Source organism: Streptomyces sp. NPDC048185 (assembly GCF_043202495.1).
In the GTDB taxonomy this organism is placed as follows: Bacteria; Actinomycetota; Actinomycetes; order Streptomycetales; family Streptomycetaceae; genus Streptomyces.
The window spans coordinates 327,497-345,761 of sequence record NZ_JBIDAN010000006.1; the positions used below are offsets into that span (position 1 = coordinate 327,497).

Here is an 18,265-nt window from a genome sequence, read left to right on the forward strand (position 1 = left end):
CCCGAAAGACCACAGGAGTGAACCCACATGGGTATCAAGGACCAGTTCCAGGACAAGGCCGAGCGCATGCAGCAGCAGGGCAAGCAGCGTGCCGAGCAGGGCAAGCAGCGCGCCGACCAGGCCAAGGACCAGATGCACAACCGCGACCGCCGTCGCGACGAGGACGAGATGGACCCGTCCTCGCGCCGCCGGGACGCCGACGAGCGTTTCGAGGAGAGCTACGACGCCTGACGCGTAGCCCCTGAGCGCAGGAGGCGCCCTCCGTCGTACGGAGGGCGCCTTCGCGCGTGCCCGGGCGTTTCCTCCGCCCCCGCCGTCAGCTCCGTGGCGGCAGCGGCGGCCGGGACCGGTCCGGCACGGCGTCGTAACCGGGGGGTGTGGTGGGCGGGTTGGCCTCCAGCAGCTCCAGTGCGAGCCGTACGGCCTCGTCGAGCACCGGGTAGCGGCCCTCCGCCCAGTCCAGGGGGGTGCGCAGCGCCTCGACGTCGGGGGCGACGCCGTAGTTCTCCACGGACCAGCCGTAGGCGTCGAACCAGGCCGCGTTCATCGGCACCGTGATCACCGTGCCGTCGCCGAGGCGGTGCCGGCCGGTCATGCCGACGACTCCACCCCAGGTGCGCTGTCCGACCACCGGGCCGAGCCGCAGCAGTTTGAACGCGGCCGTGATCATGTCGCCGTCGGAGGACGTCGCCTCGTCCGCGAGCGCCACCACCGGCCCGCGCGGGGCGTTGGACGTGTACGACACCGGCTGGGCGTCGCGCGTCAGGTCCCAGCCCAGGATGGTGCGCGTCAGTTTCTCGATGACCAGTTCGCTGATGTGCCCGCCCGCGTTGCCGCGCACGTCCACGATGAGCGCGGGCCGGGACACCTCCATGCGCAGGTCGCGGTTGAACTGGGCCCAGCCGGAGCCGCCCATGTCGGGGATGTGCAGGTAGCCGCAGCGTCCGTCGCTCAACCGCCGTACCACCTCCCGGCGTTTGGTCACCCAGTCCTGGTAACGCAGCGGGCGCTCCTCGACGAGCGGGACGACGGCGACCCGGCGGGCGGGGCCCGGACCGTTTCCGGCCGGTGCGAAGGTGAGTTCCACGGTCGTACCGCCCGCGCCGGCGAGCAGCGGGGCGGGGCCCGCCACCGGGTCGACCGGGCGGCCGTCCACGTGGGTGAGGGCGGCGCCCTCGCGGATGCCCGTGCCGGCCAGCGGGGAGCGGGCCTTGGAGTCGGACGAGTCGCCGGGCAGGATCCGCTTGACGATCCAGCGGCCCTCCCGGCACACGAAGTTGGCGCCGAGCAGGCCCTGCCAGCGCTGGTAGTGCGCCGGGCCCTCGTTGCGGCGGGCGGCGGCGACGTAGGCGTGCGAGGTGCCCAGTTCGCCGAGGACCTCGCGGAGCAGGTCGGCGAACTCGTCGGGGGAGGCGACCCGTTCGACCAACGGGCGGTACTGCGCCAGCACCCCGTCCCAGTCGATGCCGCACATGCCCGGGTCCCAGAAGTAGGCGCGGATCAGACGGCCGGCCTCCTCGTACGCCTGGCGCCACTCGGCGGGCGGGTCGACCTCGTGCAGGATGCGGCGCAGGTCGATCCAGGTGGTCGAGTCGCCGTCGCCCGGCTCGGTCGCCGGTACGGCGCGCAGGTCGCCCTCGTCGAGCACGACCAGCCGGGTGCCGTCGCCGCTGACCCGGAACCAGTCGAGGTGGTTGACCAGCTCGGACTTCTTCGCCTTGGCGAGGCTGAAGTGCTCCAGGGTGGGGCGCTCGCTCGGGTCGTCCGGGTTGGCGAAGGTTTCGCCGAGCGCGCCCGAGATCGGCCAGCGCAGCCAGACCAGGCCGCCGCCGGCGACCGGGTGCAGCGCCGAGTACTTGGAGGCGGTCACCGGGAACGGCGTCACCCGCGCCTCCAGGCCCTCCGCCTCCACGGTCACCGGGCCGCCCTCGCCGGCCTCGTCCTCCAGCGGGTCCAGGCCGCCGGCGGCCGGGCGGCCCTCCGGGTTGAGGGCGAAGGGCGAAGGGGTCGCCGACGACAGCGGCACCAGGTAGGGGCGGCAGCCCAGCGGGAAGGACAGGTCCCCGGTGTGCACGTCGTACACCGGGTCGAAGCCGCGCCAGGACAGGAACGCGAGGTAGCGGCCGTCGCTGGTGAACACCGGGTTCTCGTCCTCGAAGCGGCCGTTGGTCACGTCGACGACGACCGGCCCGTCCGCTCCGTCGATGCGGGCCATCTTGATCTGCCGCAACGACCGCCCGATCCCCGGGTGGGACCAGGTCAGCCAGGCCCCGTCGGGGGAGAAGGCGAGGTCGCGGACCGGGCCGTTGTCCGACCGGACCAGCTCGGTGACGACGCCGCCGGCGGTGGTGCGGTCCGGGCCGACGCCCTCCGCGGCCCCGCGGCTCGGGTCCGTGCCGGTGCCCGCGGGGTCGATGTTCGGGGCCGCGTCGGCGTCCGCGGTCTCCGCGCTCGGGTCCGCGTCGGCGTCCGCGGTCTCCGCGCTCGGGTCCGCGTCCGCGCCCGCGGTCTCCGCGCTCGCGTCCGTGTCGCTGGCCGCGGTGTCGCCGTTCGGGTCCGGGCCGGTGTCCGCGCCGCCGATGTCCTCCAGTGCCGCCGCGGCCTCCGTCTCCTCCGAGACGTCGAGCAGCAGCAGCCGCCCGTCGTGCGAGGCGACGGCGAGGCGCTCGCCCGCCGGGTCCGAGACCAGCTCCAGCACCCGGCCGAGCCTGCCGGAGGCCAGCCTCCGGGGTGCCCGGCCGCCCGTCGCCCGCGGGAGGTAGGAGAGCTCGACGGCGTCCTCGCCGTCCGCGTCCGTCACGTACGCGACCCGTCCGCTGGCCCCGACCATCTCGGGGAGCCGGACCCGGACGCCCGGGGTGTCGGCGATGGTGCGCGCCGGGCCGTCGCGGTGGGTGAGCCAGTACAGGCTGCCGCGGACGACGACGGCACTCGCGCGGCCCGTCTCGTCGACGGAGATGCCGCCCACGTTCTGCGCGGCGGGCACCTGGTAGGTGCGCCGTCCCGCGCGCGGCCCGCTCAGCCGGACGTCGAGGCGGCGCGGCGCCGAGCCGGACGACAGGTCGTCGACGATCCACAGGTCACCGGCGCACTGGTAGACCACGCGGGTGCCGTCGCCGGCGGCGTGCCGGGCGTAGAAGGCGTCGTGGTCGGTGTGACGGCGCAGGTCGGAGCCGTCGTGGGCGCACGAGTAGAGGTTGCCGACGCCCTCGTGGTCGGAGAGGAACGCGATCCGGCCGCCGGTGAACATGGGGGAGTCGATGTGCCCGCCCAGGTCGGCGAGCAGCCGCTGCCCGTGCAGCCACAGCCGGCCCGTGGCGCCGCCCCGGTAGCGCTTCCAGGAGGCGGGTTCGTGCGGCGGGGTGCCGGTGAGCAGGAGTGTCCTGCGCTCGCCGTCGAGGTCGGCGGCCTGGATGTCGGCGACCGGGCCCCAGGGGAGTTTGCGGCCGGGGTCGCCGTCGAGGGAGATCTTGTAGGCCCAGGTCAGGTGCGAGAAGGGTTCGCCGTGGGAGGCGACGGCGAGGACGCTGCTGCTGCCGTCGGGGTCGGGGGGCGTCCAGCCGCAGACGCGGGTGTCGAAGCCGCCCCAGTGGGTGAGCCGGCGTCCGGGCCCGCCGTCCACCGGCACGAGGTGGACCTCCGGCGCGAGGGTGCGCCAGCTGGTGTAGGCGATGTGGCGGCCGTCGGGCGAGAAGCGTGGGTGGCCCGCCTTGGTGCGGTCCACGGTGAGCCGCCGGGCGTGGCCCGGACCGTCGAGGTCGGCGAGCCAGAGGTCGTCCTCGGCCACGAAGCACAGCCGGTCGCCGCTGAGGTGGGGAAGGCGCAGATAACTCACCCATCCCATGCTTTGCCGCGGGCTGGGCACCGGCAACTTATGGGGAGCTGACAACCGTGACCCACAACACGAACGAAACAGTTTCGTTTCGCTAGTGGCTCGGTGTACATTCGACACGTACGAAACGGTGTCGTTCTGAACGGAGAGGGGGAGAGCGAGATGACCGACGTCGCCACCGCGCGCCGCAGTCGGATCACTCCCGAGCGCGAGGCGGAGCTGTACGGCGCCGTGCTCGACCTGCTCCGGGAAGTCGGCTACGACGCCCTCACCATGGACGCCGTGGCCGCCCGCACCCGGTCCAGCAAGGCGACGCTCTACCGGCAGTGGGGCGGCAAGCCCGAGCTGGTCGTCAAGGCCATCCGGCACGGCAAGCCCGGCCAGATCGGCGAGATCGACACCGGCACCCTCCGCGGTGACCTGCACGCCCTGATGGCCCGCGAGGACGACTGCACCATGGAACAGAACTCCGCGCTGATGCGGGGTGTGGCCATGGCGCTCCACCAGAATCCGGACCTGCGCCAGGCGTTCCGGGAACAGCTCATCGAACCGGAGATGGCGGAGTTCCGGCGGCTGCTGCAACGCGCGGTCGACCGGGGCGAGGTCAGACCGGACTGTCCGGCGCTGGACTTCCTCGTGCACATGCTCGTCGGCGGCTTCGCCACCCGCACGCTGCTCGACGACCAGCCGCCCACCCGGGCGTTCCTCACCTCCTACATCGACGCCGTGATCCTCCCCGCCCTCGGCGTCCCCGTCTCCTGACACACGTCCCTCGGCCAGGCCCCACCTGAGCCCCGTGTGAGCCCCACCTGACGTCACCGCTCACGTCGTCGGGCTGATCACCCCTGCCCTGAAGACCTCACGACCTGACCGGGAGTACGCCCTCGTGGCCACATTCCTCTACAAACTCGGCCGGCTCGCCTTCCGGCGACGGCACTTCGTCGCCCTGATATGGGTGGCGCTGCTGACCCTCGCCGGTGTCGGCGCGGCCAGCGCCCCGCCCGCCGGCAACTCGTCCTTCTCCATCCCCGGCACGGAGGCGCAGAAGGCCTTCGACCTGCTCGAACAGCGCTTCCCGGGCCAGAGCGCCGACGGGGCGACCGCACGCGTCGTCTTCAAGGCACCGGCCGGCGAGAAGATGACGGACGCCGGCAACAAGGCGACCGTGGAGAAGACCGTCCACGAGCTGTCGGACGGCTCCGAGGTCGCCTCCGTCGCCGACCCCTACCAGGGCAAGGCCGTCAGCAAGGACGGCACGATCGCCTACGCCTCGGTGCGGTACGACGTCTCCGGCATGGAGCTGGAGGAGTCCACCAAGGACGCCCTGGAGGACGCCGCGCAGCAGGCGCGGGACGCCGGGCTGACCGTCGAGATCGGCGGTGACGCGCTCCAGGCCGTCCCGGAGACCGGCGCCACCGAGGTCATCGGCATCGCGGTCGCCGCCGTCGTCCTCGTCATCACCTTCGGCTCACTGGTCGCCGCCGGACTGCCGCTGCTCACCGCGCTGATCGGCGTCGGCATCGGCGTCTCGACGATCACCGCGCTGGCGAGCGCGCTGGAGCTGGGCTCCACGACCTCGATCCTGGCGATGATGATCGGCCTCGCGGTCGGCATCGACTACGCCCTGTTCATCGTCTCCCGCTACCGCGCGGAACTCGCCGAGGGCCGCGAGCGCGAGGAGGCGGCCGGCCGGGCCGTCGGCACCGCGGGCTCGGCCGTCGTCTTCGCCGGCCTCACCGTGGTCATCGCGCTGGTGGGACTGGCGGTCGTCAACATCCCGATGCTGACCAAGATGGGCGTCGCGGCGGCCGGCACGGTCGCCATCGCGGTCCTGATCGCCCTCACGATGATCCCCGCGCTGCTCGGCTACGCGGGCCGCCGGGTCAAGCCGGCCGGTGAGAAGAGCAAGCTGCTGGGCGGCGCCCGCGCCGCGCGGCGGAACGAGGCCGGCAAGCCCGCCAAGGTCAACATGGGCACCCGCTGGGCGAGCTTCGTCGTCCGCCGGCCCGTCGCCGTGCTCCTGCTCGGCGTCCTCGGCCTCGGCGCCGCCGCGATACCCGCGACCTCCCTCGAACTCGGTCTGCCCGACGACGGCTCCCAGCCGACGTCCACGACGCAGCGCCGGGCGTACGACCTGCTGTCGGAGGGCTTCGGCGCCGGCTTCAACGGTCCGCTGATGGTCGTGGTGGACGCGAAGGACAGCGACGCCCCGAAGGAAGCGTTCACCGACGTCTCCGACCAGATCAAGGGCCTGGACGGCGTGGTGGCGGTGACCCCGCCCGCGCCCAACAAGGCCGGCGACACCGCGACGATCACCGTGATCCCGGACTCCAAGCCGTCCTCCGTGCAGACCGAGGACCTGGTGCACGCCATCCGTGACGCGGGCGGCGGCATCGAGGCGGACACCGGCGCCCAGACCCTGGTCACCGGCTCCACGGCGATGAACATCGACGTCAGCCAGAAGCTCAACGACGCGCTGCTGCCCTACCTGGTCCTGGTCGTCGGCCTGGCCTTCCTCCTCCTGATCGTGGTCTTCCGCTCGATCCTGGTCCCGCTGAAGGCGGCCCTCGGCTTCCTGCTCTCCGTCATGGCGGCGCTCGGCGCGGTCGTCGCGGTCTTCCAGTGGGGCTGGCTGTCCGGCCTGATGGGCGTCGAGGAGACCGGCCCGGTCATGTCGATGATGCCGATCTTCATGGTGGGTGTCGTCTTCGGCCTGGCGATGGACTACGAGGTCTTCCTGGTCACCCGCATGCGGGAGGCGTACGTCCACGGCGAGAAGCCGAACCAGGCCGTCGTCACCGGATTCCGGCACGGCGCGCGGGTGGTGACGGCGGCGGCGGTCATCATGATGGCGGTCTTCGCGGGCTTCATCGGCTCCAGCGAGTCCATGGTCAAGATGATCGGCTTCGGCCTGGCGATCGCCGTCTTCTTCGACGCGTTCGTCGTCCGCATGGCCATCGTCCCGGCCGTCCTCGCGCTGCTCGGCAAGAAGGCCTGGTGGCTGCCGAAGTGGCTGGACCGCGCCCTGCCCAACGTGGACGTCGAGGGCGAGGGCCTGCGCACGGCCGCCGACGGCAGGCGCACCGACCCCGACGAGGACCGGGTGCCGGCGCGCACCTGACCCGGACCGGCCGGTGAGGGCCCCGTGGGGACGGGACGGCCCTCACCGGCCCCGCTGTGTGCGGGCCCGGTGCGAACCTGCTCGCATGCACGCTGCACGTACCGCTACGGTGCCGGGCATGACGACGACAGACGATGTTTCCGGGGCCTCCGCGGCCCACCCCCGTTTCGCCGACGCCCTGCGTGGGCTCGGGCTGGACGACCTGGTCGGGCAGGTGCGGCGGTTCCCGGAGGCCACGCGGACCGCCGCCGAGGCCGCCGCCGCCATCGGGTGCGAGCTCAGTCAGATCTGCAAGTCGCTGATCTTCGCCGCGGACGGGGTGCCCGTGCTGGTCCTCATGGACGGGGCCTCCCGCGTCGACGTGGAGCGGGTCCGGGAGGAACTCGGCGTCGAGAAGGTCACCCGGGCCAAGGCCGACGTCGTGCGGGAGACCACCGGCTACGCCATCGGCGGAGTGCCGCCCTTCGGGCACCGCAGCAGGACCCGGGTGCTCGCCGACCGGTCCCTGCTCGCGCACGAGACCGTGTGGGCCGCCGCCGGCACGCCGTACGCCGTCTTCCCGATGGCCCCCAAGGACCTCGTCGCCACCGCCGGTGCCGCCCTCGTGGACGTGCGCGAGCCCTCCGCGTGACCTCTGTGGTCACCGCCCCCGTCCTGCTCGCCGCGGTCACGCACGCCGGCTGGAACGCCGTCGCCCACCGGATCACCGACACGCGTCCGCCGCCGCGGCGGCGGGGTTCCTGGTCGTCGGGATAGTGCGGGCGGCGGCGACGAGGAGCACCCTGGAAGGAGGTGTTCCGGAGGTGATCGTCATGATGCACACCGCTGTGGGATGGCATGTGGAGCTGGAGTTCATGGAGGACGACCAGCACACGCGCGCGGTCGCGATGGTGCGGCTGCCCGACGGCACGGAGGTGCGGGCGCACGGCCATGCCAGCCGTCACCGGGTGGACTCCCAGCAGCCCCGGGTCGGGGAGGAGGTCGCCGGTGCGCGGGCGCTGAACGAGCTCGCGATGCAGTTGCTCACCAAGGCGCACAGCGAGATCGACGACGCGTCGGGCAGGATCTCCCACCCGATCCACGTCTGAGCCGGGTCTCAGCCCGCGTCGAGCGACGCCCGCACCGCCCGTACCAGCGCCTGGGCCCGCGGGTCGGCCGTCACGGTCCTGCGGAAGCCGTTGGTGACGTAGCCGAAGGAGATCCCCGTCTCCGGGTCGGCGAAGCCGAGGGCGCCGCCGCGGCCCGGGTGCCCGAAGGAGCCGGGTGACAGGAACGGGGACGCGCTGCCGTGCAGCATGTAGCCGAGGCCGAAGCGGGTGCCCACGACCAGCACCCGGTCCGGGCCCGCCGACTCCTCGGCGCGGGCGCGTGCCGCCGTCTCCGCCTCGAACAGCCGTACGCACCGCGTCACGCCGTCGACCTCGCCGATCAGCGCCGCGTAGAAGCGGGCCAGTGCGTCGGCCGTCGCGATGCCGTTGGTCGCCGGGAGGGCCGACGCCCGGTACGCCGGGTCGTTCTGGTCGGGGAACGGCGTGATCGCGGCGAAGGCGCGGCGGGTGAGGGAGCCGGGGTCCTCGTACGCCTCGGTGACGGAGCGCTTGGGACGCAGGCGCAGTCCGCCGCCGGAGGGCTCGGGTTCCTCGACGCGGCCGACCCGCCCGGCGCGGCCCGCGGCCTCCTCCTCGGCGGGCAGGCCGAGCCACAGGTCCAGGCCCAGCGGGCGGGCGATCTCGGCGGCGATCCACTCGCCCGTGCTCCGTCCGCCCGTCACCCTGCGCACCAGCTCGTCGAGCAGCCAGCCGTAGGTCAGCGCGTGGTAGCCGTGGTCGGTGCCCGGCTCCCAGACGGGTGCCTGGGCGGCGACGGCCTCGGGTCCGCGCAGCGGGTCGAGGGCCTCTTCGGGGGTGAGCGGCCGGTCCAGCACCGGCAGCCCGGCCCGGTGGTTCAGGATGTGCCGGACCAGCACCCGCTCCTTGCCGTGCGCCTTGAACTCCGGCCAGTACTCGCCCACCGGCGCGTCCAGGTCCAGCTCCCCGCGCTGGTGCAGCAGCAGCGGTACGGCGGCGGCGACGCCCTTCGTCGCCGAGCGCACGACCTGGGCGGTGCCCCGGCGCCACGGCTCGGTGCCGTCGATGTCGCGCGTGCCGCCCCACAGGTCGACGACCTTGCGCCCGTCCCGGTAGACGGCGACCGCCGCGCCCCGGTCCCCGAGCGTCGCGAAGTTCCGTGCGAACGCGTCCCTGACCGGCTCGAAGCCCCCGGCGACTGTGCCGTGCACGTCCACGCTCGCGCCCACTGTCCTGTGTCCCTTCCCGATACCCCGGGCCTGTCGGGCCCGTCGCCCGCGGCAGTGGGTGCAACAGCCACCGACCGCCCGTGATTCCTCACGTACCCGTCGTCACCGAACGCGGGTCGAAGCCGAAGGGCAGTTCCAGACGGTGGGCGCGCATCAGCGCGTCGTCGGAGAGCAGGTCGCCGGTCGGGCCGTCCGCCGCGATCACACCGTCGCTGAGGACCAGCGCGCGGGGGCACAGCTCCAGGGCGTAGGGCAGGTCGTGGGTGACCATCAGGACCGTGACGTCGAGGGAGCGCAGGATGTCGGCGAGTTCACGGCGGGAGGCGGGGTCCAGGTTGGAGGACGGTTCGTCCAGGACCAGGATCTCCGGCTGCATGGCGAGCACCGTCGCGACCGCGACCCGGCGCCGCTGGCCGAAGGAGAGGTGGTGCGGGGGCCGGTCCTTGAAGGCGGCCATGCCGACCAGGCCGAGCGCCCGGTCCACACGCGCCTCCAGTTCGGGTCCCTTCAGCCCGGCCGCCGCCGGTCCGAAGGCCACGTCCTCGCGCACGGTCGGCATGAAGAGCTGGTCGTCGGGGTCCTGGAAGACGATGCCGACCCGGCGGCGGATCTCCGCCATGTTCCGCTTGTCCACGGGCAGCCCGGCGACGGTGACCGTGCCGGTGCCGCCGGACAGGATGCCGTTGAGGTGGAGGACGAGGGTCGTCTTGCCGGCGCCGTTCGGGCCGAGCAGCGCGACCCGCTCGCCGCGGGCGACGGAGAAGTCCACGCCGAAGAGGGCCTGGTGCCCGTCGGGGTAGGCGAAGGCGAGGCCGGAGACCTCCAGAGAAGCTGTCACAGCATCCATCCCAGCAGACAGACGACCAGTGCCGCACACGGGAGGGTCAGTGCGTACGACCACTGCGCCCGGGACGCGGTCACCTCGTCGATGACCGGCATCGAACCGGCGTACCCGCGGCTGACCATGGCCAGGTGGACGCGCTCGCCGCGCTCGTAGGAGCGGATGAACAGGGCGCCGGCGGACTTGGCCAGCACGCCCCAGTGCCGGACGCCCCTCGCCTCGAAGCCCCGCGACTCGCGGGCGATCCGCATCCGCCGCATCTCGTCGGTGATGACGTCGCCGTAGCGGATCATGAAGGACGCGATCTGCACGAGCAGCGGCGGCAGCTTCAGCCGTTGCAGGCCGAGCAGCAGTTCACGCAGCTCGGTGGTGGAGGCGAGGAGGACGGACGCGGCGACGCCCAGCGTGCCCTTGGCCAGCACGTTCCAGGCGCCCCACAGACCGCTGACGCTCAGCGACATGCCGAGGACGCCGACCCGCTCGCCCTCCGCCACGAACGGCATCAGCACCGCGAACGCGACGAACGGCACCTCGATCAGCAGCCGCTTGAGCAGGAACCCGGCCGGGACGCGGGCCGCGTACGCCACCGTGGCCAGCAGGGCGGCGTACAGGCCGAAGGCCCACATCGCCTCGCGCGGCGTCGACACCACGACGACGACGAAGGCGAAGGCCGCCGCGAGCTTGGTGTGCGGCGGCAGACCGTGCACGGGGGAGTGCCCGTGCCGGTAGAGCCTGTGCGCGTGCCCGGCGCCCATCTCAGACGCTCGTGCCGCTGGTGGTGCCGGTCGTCGTGCTGCTCGGGGAGGTGTCGTCGCCGCGCCGCCTGCGCACCGCCCAGAACACCGCGCTGCCCGCGACGACGGTGACGCCGACGCCGATGACGCCCGCGAGGCCGCCGGAGACGCGGGCGTTCGCGATGTCCTTCACGCCGTAGTCGGCGAGCGGGGAGTCGGCGTTCGCGTGCTCCTCGGCCTTCTCGTCGATGCCCTTGTCGGCGGCGACCTTCTCCAGGCCGTCGGGGTTCGCGGAGGCGTAGAAGCTGACGAACCCGGCGAGGACCAGGGAGGCGACCAGGCCGGTGATCCACACCTTGCGCGGCGAGCGGGCGGCGGCGGGCGCGGGGGCCGGCTCGGCGGCGGGGGCGTCGACGAGTTCACCGTTCACGCGCAGCTTCAGCCGCTGCTGGAGCCCGCGCGCGCCGTGCACGAGGTCCGGTCGTACGGCGATGACGGCGCCGACGGTTAGCGCGGTGATCGCGGCCTCGCCGATGCCGATGAGGACGTGGACGCCGATCATCGCGGTGGCGACCTTGCCGATGGAGACGTCGGTGGTGCCGCCGATCCAGTACAGGAGGGTGAAGGCGAGGGCGGCGGCCGGGACGGAGACGAGCGCGGCGACGAAGGAGGCGACGGTGACCGACCGGCGGGTGCGCGGCAGGACCTTCACCAGGCCCCGGAAGAGGGCGTAGGCGACGACCGTCGTGACGATCGCCATGTCGGTGATGTTCACGCCGAGCGCGGTCAAACCGCCGTCCGCGAAGAGGATGCCCTGCATGAGCAGGACGACGGAGACGCACAGGATCCCCGTGTAGGGACCCACGAGTATCGCGGCCAGCGCGCCGCCGAGCAGATGCCCGCTGGTCCCCGCGGCGACGGGGAAGTTCAGCATCTGCACCGCGAAGATGAACGCCGCGACCAGGCCCGCCAGGGGCGCCGTGCGCTCGTCCAGCTCGCGCCGCGCACCGCGCAGGCTCACCGCGATGGCGCCGGCGGCGACGACTCCGGTCACGGCGGAGGTCGGGGCGTTGATGAATCCGTCAGGTACATGCACGGGTCGATGATAGAGGCTTGTTGCGAACCTCTTGCAAGAGCGAGGGGCTCGTCATCTCAGTTGTGAGATAGGCGACCGTGCGGCGCGGGGGCGGCGCGGGGTGACACTCCCTCAAAATGTGTCATTCGGAAAATATGGGACATTTGATGAGGGGTAGGGGCAGAGCTTCCACACCGGTGACAGAGCGTGAGGGGCGATCCGATGTCCGTTGTCGAACAGTACGCACGAGCCCACATCCTCACGGACGCGGACCTCCCCGAGGAGGACGACGGCGGCGCCATACCGGTCGTGCTGCGCTACGACCCCGACCACGACCCGCGCTCGGTGTGCGTGGGCCTGCCCGGCCGGGGCCGGAGCCCTGTCGCGCGCGAATGGAGCTTCTCCCGGGACCTGCTGGAACGGGGCCTGCGGGCACCCACGGGAAGCGGGGAGGTGCGGGTGTGGCCCTGCGGGCGGGTGCAGACGGTCGTCGAGTTCCACTCCCCGCAGGGGTGCTCGGTCGTCCAGTTCGAGACCAAGGCGCTCATCCGGTTCCTGAGCCGCACCTACGCCACGGCGGCCGAGCCGGTGCCGCACTGAGGGGACCGCCGCCCGGCCGCCCCCCCCGCCTGCTCCTGCCCGGCCGCCCCGGCGCGCCGCCGCCACGTGCCGCCGCCCGGCCGCCCCGCGCGCCCCGTCCGGACGCCCGCCGGAACCGGCAGCTCACCGGAGGCGTCGGCTCAGCCGCCCGCCTTCAGCAGCGCCGCCACGATGGGCCCCGCGGTGTCACCGCCGTGGCCGCCCTGCTGGACCACGCCCGCCGCCGCCAGGTCGCCCCGGTACGCGGTGAACCAGCCGTTGGGCTTGTCCTGGCCGTCGACCTCCGCGGACCCCGTCTTGGCGCCGGTCTCACCGCTCATCCCGGCCATCGCCTCGGCCGCCGTACCGTTCGTGGCCGTGTAGGACATCAGCTCGCGCAGCTGCCCGAGCGTCGACGCGGACATCGTGCGGGACGCCGTGGCGGTCCTGCGCCCGTCGGCCGACGGGTCCACCAGGTACGGCTGGTGGAAGGTGCCCGTGCGCACGGTCGCCGACACCGACGCCATGTTCAGCGGGTTCATCCGCACCCCGCCCTGCCCGATGAGGGAGGCGGCCATCGGCGCCGCGCTCTGCACCGGCACCGAGCCGTCGAAGCTGGGCACGCCGATCGCCCAGTCGTTCCTCGACAGGCCGAAGACCTCCTGGGCCTGCTTGGTCAGGTCGTCGTTCTCCAGCTCCGGGGCCTGGCTGATGAAGGCGGTGTTGCAGGACCGGGCGAAGCTGGCCTTGAACGTGCCGTTCTTGATCTCGAACTCGTCGTCGTTCTGGAACTTCCAGCCGCCGTAGCTGAAGTACTTCGGGCACGGGTGCTGCTTGTCGGCCGACGCGAGGCCCTTCTCGATGAGCAGCGAGGCGGTGACGACCTTCATGGTGGAGCCGGGGGCGAGGGAGCCCTGGAAGGCGGTGTTGAAGCCGTGGCTGCCGTTGGCGACCGCGAGGATCTCCCCCGTCGAGGCGCGCAGCAGCACGACCGACGCCCGCGCCTTGCCCGCCACCTGCCGCTCGGCGGCGGCCTGGAGGCCGGGGTCCAGGGTGGTCCGCACGGTGCCCGGCGTGCCCTCGCTGAGCTCCAGCAGGGTCTTGTCGGACGCCTTCGCGGCCTTCGACTTCTCGCCGCGGACCACACGCAGTTCGATGCCCGCCGTGCCGCCGGCCTTCTTGCCGTACTTCTCGCGCAGACCGTCCAGGACGGTGCCGAGCGACGGGTACGTCGCGGCGGTGATCTCCCCGCCGTCGCGGTCCAGGGCCTTGACCGGGGGCGTTCCGGCCTCGCCGGTGACCAGCCGGTCGCCGTCCTTCAGCTCGGGGTGGACGACCGAGGCGTGCCAGTCGACGAGCGGTGCCCCGTCGCCGGCCCGCCGGACGACGGTCAGCGCGCTGTCGTAGGCGAGCGGCACGCTGATCCCGCCGGACCGGGAGGTGCCGTTCCGCGTCCCGGCCTCGTAGGCCACGGTCGCCTTGACGGAGAACGGCACCTCGGCGCCGGCCGGGGCGCCCGGAGTGAAGGTCGCGCCCGTGATCCGGGCGTCCTTCGTCCAGCCGGTGAGCAGGGCCGTGGCGGCCGCGGCGTCGTCGGTCGCGGCGGCCGCGCCGGCGACGTCGCCGCGCTGCCAGGCCGTGAGGAACCGCTGGGACGCCGCGGTGACCTCGGCCGCCGTCAGCGGGCCGGTCCGCGCCTTCTCCTCGGCCGCGGCGGACGTGGTGCGCCCGGTCTCCTCGGCCGCCGCGCCGCCGCCGTACAGCGCCCACGCGCCGACTCCCGCGCCCACGACCACGGCGACCACCCCGCCGACCACGGCCGGTCTCGTCCTCCGTCGCCCGGCGACGGCCCTTCTGCTGCCCACTCGTGTCCCGTTCCTCCGCGTCGCCCGGAGAACTCCGGGCCCCTGCTGCCGCACCCTTGCCACGACGGCGACCACCCTAGGGTGTCCGTCCGGCGGGCCGTGCTCAGCCGCCTGCCCGCAGCACGTCCGCCACGATCGGACCGGCCGCGTCACCGCCGTGGCCGCCCTGCTGGGCCATGGCCGCCGCCGCGACGTCGTCACGGAAGCCGGTGAACCAGCTGTCGGACGTGGCCTTCCCGTCGACCTCGGCCGAGCCGGTCTTGGCGCCGATGTCGCCGCCGAGCCCGGACATGGCGTTCGCGGCGGTGCCCTGGGTGGCGGTGAGCCGCATCATCTGCTTGAGCTGGGAGGCGGTGCCCTGCGGCAGCCCCTTGGCGGTGGCCAGCTGCCGGCCGTCCAGCTCCGGCGACACCAGGTACGGCTGGCGGAACTCGCCGGTGACGGCGGTCGCCGTCACCGAGGCCATGTTCAGCGGGTTCATCTGGACCTGGCCCTGGCCGATGGCGCCCGCCGCGCGGTCGGGGCCGCTGACGGCGGGGACGCTGCCGTCGAAGGAGACGATGCCGGTCTGCCAGTCGTCCCGGCCCAGCCCGAACCGCTCCTGGGCCTCCTGCGTCAGCGACGAGTCGGTGAGCGGGTCCTCGTCGATGAGCTTGATGAAGCCCGTGTTGCAGGACCGCAGGAAGTCGCCGGCGAGCGTGGCGCCCATGTCGGGCTTCATGTTGGTGAGGTTCTTGAAGGTCTGGCTCTGCCAGGTCGCCGTGTCCGGGCAGGGCGCCGGGCCGTTCATCGAGGTCACGCCGTTGTCGATGAGCATGGCGGCCGTGATGATCTTCATGGTGGAGCCGGGGGCGACCCTGCCCTGGAAGGCGGCGTTGAAGCCGTCCGCGCGGTTGTTCGCGACGGCCAGCACCTCACCGGTGCTGGGCTTGACGGCGACCACGGAGGACTCGTCGTACCTGCCGACGGCCCGCTCGGCGGCCGCCTGCACGCTCGCGCTGAGCGTCGTCGGCAGCTTGCCGGGGCTGCCCTCGGTCAGCGTGAGCAGCGGGGTGTCCGGGGCCTGGGTCGTGGTGTGCCGGATCGCCAGTTCCACGCCCGGCGTGCCGCCCGCCCTGGCGCCGTACTTCTCGCGCAGGGTGGCGAGGACCGGGCCGAGCGAGGGGTACTTCTCCTTCGTCAGCACGGTGCCGTCGCGGTCGACGGCCTGGATCTGCGGCGTCGCCGACTCCTCGGTGACCAGCGTGTCGCCGTCCTTCAGCTGGGGATGGACGACGGCCGGCTCCCAGTCGACCAGCGCCCGCCCGGTGGTCTGCCCGCGCACCACGGTCAGCTCGCTGCGGTACGTCAGCGGCTTGGATGCGCCGTCGTAGGAGACCTTCGCCTTCACCGTGAACGGCACGGTCATCCCGCTCACGCTCACCTCGCCGGGCGTGATCTCGACGTCGGTGATGTGGGCGTCCTCGCCGTAGGCCGTGAGCAGCGTCCCGGCGATCGCGGCGTTGTTCGTGTACGAGGCCGCCGTCGTCGCGTCGCCCTTCTCCCAGGCGGTGAGGAACTTGTCCGCGGTCTCCTTCACCTCGTCGCCGCTCGGCGGCCCCGTCTTCACGGACGCCCCGGCGGCCCCGGAGCCGCCGCCCCCGTCCAGCGCCGACACGACGTTGTAGGCGCCGTAGCCGGCCCCGCCCACCATCACGGCGAACACGCCGCCTATGACGGCGACCTTCACCCCCCTGCCCATGGACAGTCCCCTCCCCGTCGGCTCTGCACGCGCTTACTTGAACGCGTTCAGAAGTAGTTGTGTGTGGCACTCTATGCGCAGGGGGTGACCGATGGTACGGATGTTTCCGTTTGGTGGCCGAACAGTGATGCCGCGCCCCGGCCCCGGGAGCGGCCCGGAGGCCCATGCGACCCCCATCCGTGCGAGGTCCTCACGTCCGGCGCCGTCATGATGCGTGTACGCATCACCGAGCGCGTCGACGGCGGCGCCGGCAGTGTCACCGTCCCGCCGACCCCCGACGACCCGGACGTGGCCGACAACACCGCGCCGGTGACCGTGACGTACACCGCGTGATCCAGCCCGGGGGGGTCAGACCCACGTATCGAGCCACATCCGCGACCGCCACTCCTCCATCGGGATCGCCGTCCCCGTGTAGAGCGGCCAGAAGTAGATGAAGTTCCACGCGATCAGCAGCACCAGCACCCCCGCGCCCGTCGCGCCCGCCACGCGCCGGGTGTCGCCGCAGCCCGGTCTGCCCACGACCGCCCCCAGCAGCATCGCCACCGCCAGGCACAGGAAGGGCAGGAAGACGACGGCGTAGAAGAGGAAGATCGTGCGCTCCTGGTACAGGAACCAGGGGAGGTAACCGGCCGCCAGGCCGCAGGCGATGGCGCCCGCGCGCCAGTCGCGGCGGAAGGCCCAGCGCCACAGGACGTACAGCAGGGCGAAGCAGCCGATCCACCACAGCAGCGGCGTGCCGATCGCCAGCACCTCGCGGGCGCACTTCTCGCCCGCGTCGACCGGACAGCCGTCCGTGCCGGCCCCCGGCGACTCGTAGAAGTAGGAGACCGGGCGGCCCAGGACGATCCAGCTCCACGGATTGGACTGGTACGTGTGCGGCGACGTCAGGTGGGTGTGGAACTCGTACACCTGCGTCTCGTAGTGCCACAGACTGCGCCACCAGTCCGGGAACAGCCACGACCAGGAGCTGGTCCGGCCGTCGGCCGTCGCCCAGTCGCGGTAGTAGCCGCCGGAGCCGTCGGAGGGGGAGAGGATCCAGCCGGTCCAGGACACGATGTAGGTGACGACGGCCACCGGCACGGTCGACAGGAACGCCCAGCCCAGGTCGTGCTTCAGGACCGCCAGGTACGGCCGGCGGGCGCCCGCGACCCGGCGGGAGCCGACGTCCCACAGCACGGCCATCACGCAGAACGCCGCCATCACGTACAGGCCGTTCCACTTGGTGGCCGCGGCGAGGCCCAGCATCACCCCCGCCGCCAGCCGCCAGGGCCGCCACCCGAGGCGCAGCGTCCCGGCCACGTGCGCGTCCGGACGGGCCCGGCCGTCGGCGTCCACGGGCAGCGCGGCGGCGAGCTTGGCGCGGGCCCGGTCGCGGTCCACGACCAGGCAGCCGAACGCGGCCAGCACGAAGAACATCAGCACGCTGTCCAGCAGCGCGGTGCGGCTCATCACGAACGCCAGCCCGTCCAGCGCCATCAGCGCGCCCGCCAGGCACCCCAGGAACGTGGAGCGGAACAGCCGGCGCCCGATCCGGCACAGCAGCAGCACCGACAGCGTGCCGAGCAGCGCCGTCATGAACCGCCAGCCGAACGGGTCGAACCCGAACATCAGCTCGCCCAGCCCGATCACGTACTTGCCGACCGGCGGATGGACGACGTACGCCGCGTCCGTCGGGATCGGTACGTGCCCGCCCGAGTTCAGGATCAGGTCGTTGGCGTTCTTGTCCCAGTTGACCTCGAAACCGCGGTGGACCAGCGCCCAGGCGTCCTTGGCGTAGTACGTCTCGTCGAATATCACCGCCTTCGGGCTGCCCAGGTTCCAGAACCGCAGCACGCCCGCCAGCAGCGTGACCAGCAGCGGACCGCCCCAGCCCGACCAGCGCCCGATCCGGTCGGCCGCCGTCCTCGACAGGCCGAGGAAGATCCACAGCCGCGGGCCGGGCCGGGTGTACGGCGGCACCAGCCGGTCGCGGACGTCGCCCGAGGGCGCCTTCGCCGTGTAGCCGAAGCGTCGCAGCCGCTGCTGCCAGGCGGGCCCCTGGTCGGGCGGGGCCTGGTCCTGCCGGAGGTCCGTGGAGGACGCGGTACTGGTCACCGCGCCATCGTAGGGAACCGTTCTGTGCGCGTCCCGCGCACGGCCCTCACCGGTCCGGATGCGTCCCCGGCCGCGCACCCCTGGGAG

Annotated in this window: 15 protein-coding genes and 1 pseudogene; 8 read left to right on the forward strand and 8 right to left on the reverse strand. The window is 72.9% G+C overall.

The features are described from left to right. The first annotated feature begins 27 nt into the window (after positions 1-27). Positions 28-231: a hypothetical protein gene (locus ACGF3H_RS20190; RefSeq protein ID WP_189233231.1), complete on the forward strand. Its 204-nt coding sequence runs from the start codon at positions 28-30 to the stop codon at positions 229-231. Positions 232-316: 85 nt separating this feature from the next. Here the strand turns inward: ACGF3H_RS20190 and ACGF3H_RS20195 are convergent, their stop codons facing one another. After that, complete coding sequence (locus ACGF3H_RS20195; protein ID WP_362500081.1) at positions 317-3,844, reverse strand: S41 family peptidase; 3,528 nt, start codon at positions 3,842-3,844, stop codon at positions 317-319. A gap of 150 nt (positions 3,845-3,994) precedes the next feature. On the opposite strand from ACGF3H_RS20195, the gene ACGF3H_RS20200 reads away from it, so the two are divergent. The 5 genes and pseudogenes from ACGF3H_RS20200 to ACGF3H_RS20220 all read left to right on the forward strand — a co-directional run bounded on the left by ACGF3H_RS20200 (position 3,995) and on the right by ACGF3H_RS20220 (position 8,041). After that, positions 3,995-4,594 (forward strand): TetR/AcrR family transcriptional regulator, encoded by a 600-nt coding sequence (locus ACGF3H_RS20200; protein WP_362500080.1) that lies wholly within the window; start codon positions 3,995-3,997, stop codon positions 4,592-4,594. 124 nt (positions 4,595-4,718) lie between these two features. After that, entirely contained in the window at positions 4,719-6,953 is a 2,235-nt protein-coding gene (locus ACGF3H_RS20205) for an MMPL family transporter (protein WP_362500079.1), read from the forward strand. Positions 6,954-7,071: 118 nt separating this feature from the next. Then, positions 7,072-7,584, forward strand: coding sequence for a YbaK/EbsC family protein (locus tag ACGF3H_RS20210; RefSeq protein ID WP_362500078.1), 513 nt, complete (start codon positions 7,072-7,074; stop codon positions 7,582-7,584). After that, positions 7,581-7,664: pseudogene (locus ACGF3H_RS20215) on the forward strand (EamA family transporter); the annotation flags it as partial. The gene ACGF3H_RS20210 and the pseudogene ACGF3H_RS20215, both read left to right, overlap by 4 nt. Positions 7,665-7,765: 101 nt before the next feature. After that, the gene (locus ACGF3H_RS20220) at positions 7,766-8,041 is read left to right on the forward strand and encodes a DUF1876 domain-containing protein (protein ID WP_239766039.1); all 276 of its coding nucleotides are present in this window, start codon (positions 7,766-7,768) and stop codon (positions 8,039-8,041) included. A gap of 8 nt (positions 8,042-8,049) precedes the next feature. On the opposite strand, the gene ACGF3H_RS20225 is transcribed toward ACGF3H_RS20220, so the two are convergent. From ACGF3H_RS20225 to ACGF3H_RS20240, 4 genes are all read right to left on the reverse strand, one after another. Next, complete coding sequence (locus tag ACGF3H_RS20225; RefSeq protein WP_362500099.1) at positions 8,050-9,237, reverse strand: serine hydrolase domain-containing protein; 1,188 nt, start codon at positions 9,235-9,237, stop codon at positions 8,050-8,052. A 100-nt stretch (positions 9,238-9,337) separates the two neighbouring features. Continuing rightward, positions 9,338-10,096: an ABC transporter ATP-binding protein gene (locus ACGF3H_RS20230; RefSeq protein ID WP_362500077.1), complete on the reverse strand. Its 759-nt coding sequence runs from the start codon at positions 10,094-10,096 to the stop codon at positions 9,338-9,340. Further along, positions 10,084-10,845: a cobalt ECF transporter T component CbiQ gene (cbiQ, locus tag ACGF3H_RS20235; protein ID WP_362500076.1), complete on the reverse strand. Its 762-nt coding sequence runs from the start codon at positions 10,843-10,845 to the stop codon at positions 10,084-10,086. The genes ACGF3H_RS20230 and cbiQ overlap by 13 nt, the downstream gene beginning before the upstream one ends. A gap of 1 nt (position 10,846) precedes the next feature. Continuing rightward, positions 10,847-11,920, reverse strand: a complete 1,074-nt coding sequence (locus tag ACGF3H_RS20240) for an energy-coupling factor ABC transporter permease (RefSeq protein WP_362500075.1) — start codon at positions 11,918-11,920, stop codon at positions 10,847-10,849. A gap of 201 nt (positions 11,921-12,121) precedes the next feature. On the opposite strand from ACGF3H_RS20240, the gene ACGF3H_RS20245 reads away from it, so the two are divergent. Continuing rightward, the gene (locus ACGF3H_RS20245; protein WP_362500074.1) at positions 12,122-12,499 is read left to right on the forward strand and encodes an SsgA family sporulation/cell division regulator; all 378 of its coding nucleotides are present in this window, start codon (positions 12,122-12,124) and stop codon (positions 12,497-12,499) included. Positions 12,500-12,639: 140 nt separating this feature from the next. Here ACGF3H_RS20245 and ACGF3H_RS20250 read toward each other — a convergent pair whose 3' ends face one another. Together ACGF3H_RS20250 and ACGF3H_RS20255 are read right to left on the reverse strand one after the other, a co-directional pair. After that, on the reverse strand, positions 12,640-14,343 hold the full coding sequence (locus ACGF3H_RS20250; RefSeq protein ID WP_362500073.1) for a penicillin-binding transpeptidase domain-containing protein: 1,704 nt from the start codon (positions 14,341-14,343) through the stop codon (positions 12,640-12,642). Positions 14,344-14,446: 103 nt separating this feature from the next. After that, on the reverse strand, positions 14,447-16,084 hold the full coding sequence (locus tag ACGF3H_RS20255; protein ID WP_362500072.1) for a penicillin-binding transpeptidase domain-containing protein: 1,638 nt from the start codon (positions 16,082-16,084) through the stop codon (positions 14,447-14,449). Between the two features lie 207 nt (positions 16,085-16,291). Here ACGF3H_RS20255 and ACGF3H_RS20260 point away from each other — a divergent pair, with 207 nt between their 5' ends. After that, a complete protein-coding gene (locus ACGF3H_RS20260; protein ID WP_362500071.1) occupies positions 16,292-16,417 on the forward strand; it encodes a hypothetical protein in 126 nt (41 codons plus the stop codon). Positions 16,418-16,432: 15 nt separating this feature from the next. Here ACGF3H_RS20260 and ACGF3H_RS20265 read toward each other — a convergent pair whose 3' ends face one another. Beyond that, the gene (locus ACGF3H_RS20265) at positions 16,433-18,178 is read right to left on the reverse strand and encodes a phospholipid carrier-dependent glycosyltransferase (RefSeq protein ID WP_362500070.1); all 1,746 of its coding nucleotides are present in this window, start codon (positions 18,176-18,178) and stop codon (positions 16,433-16,435) included. Between the last annotated feature and the right edge of the window lie 87 nt (positions 18,179-18,265).

Bases quoted from the DNA above. Each gene is read 5' to 3' on its own strand.
- ACGF3H_RS20245 (WP_362500074.1), top strand. From the start codon at position 12,122: ATGTCCGTTGTCGAACAGTACGCACGAGCCCACATCCTCACGGACGCG.
- ACGF3H_RS20260 (WP_362500071.1), top strand. From the start codon at position 16,292: ATGATGCGTGTACGCATCACCGAGCGCGTCGACGGCGGCGCCGGCAGT.
- ACGF3H_RS20200 (WP_362500080.1), top strand. From the start codon at position 3,995: ATGACCGACGTCGCCACCGCGCGCCGCAGTCGGATCACTCCCGAGCGC.
- cbiQ (WP_362500076.1), bottom strand. From the start codon at position 10,845: ATGGGCGCCGGGCACGCGCACAGGCTCTACCGGCACGGGCACTCCCCC.
- ACGF3H_RS20230 (WP_362500077.1), bottom strand. From the start codon at position 10,096: ATGGATGCTGTGACAGCTTCTCTGGAGGTCTCCGGCCTCGCCTTCGCC.
- ACGF3H_RS20195 (WP_362500081.1), bottom strand. From the start codon at position 3,844: ATGGGATGGGTGAGTTATCTGCGCCTTCCCCACCTCAGCGGCGACCGG.
- ACGF3H_RS20255 (WP_362500072.1), bottom strand. From the start codon at position 16,084: ATGGGCAGGGGGGTGAAGGTCGCCGTCATAGGCGGCGTGTTCGCCGTG.
- ACGF3H_RS20190 (WP_189233231.1), top strand. From the start codon at position 28: ATGGGTATCAAGGACCAGTTCCAGGACAAGGCCGAGCGCATGCAGCAG.
- ACGF3H_RS20210 (WP_362500078.1), top strand. From the start codon at position 7,072: ATGACGACGACAGACGATGTTTCCGGGGCCTCCGCGGCCCACCCCCGT.
- ACGF3H_RS20220 (WP_239766039.1), top strand. From the start codon at position 7,766: ATGATGCACACCGCTGTGGGATGGCATGTGGAGCTGGAGTTCATGGAG.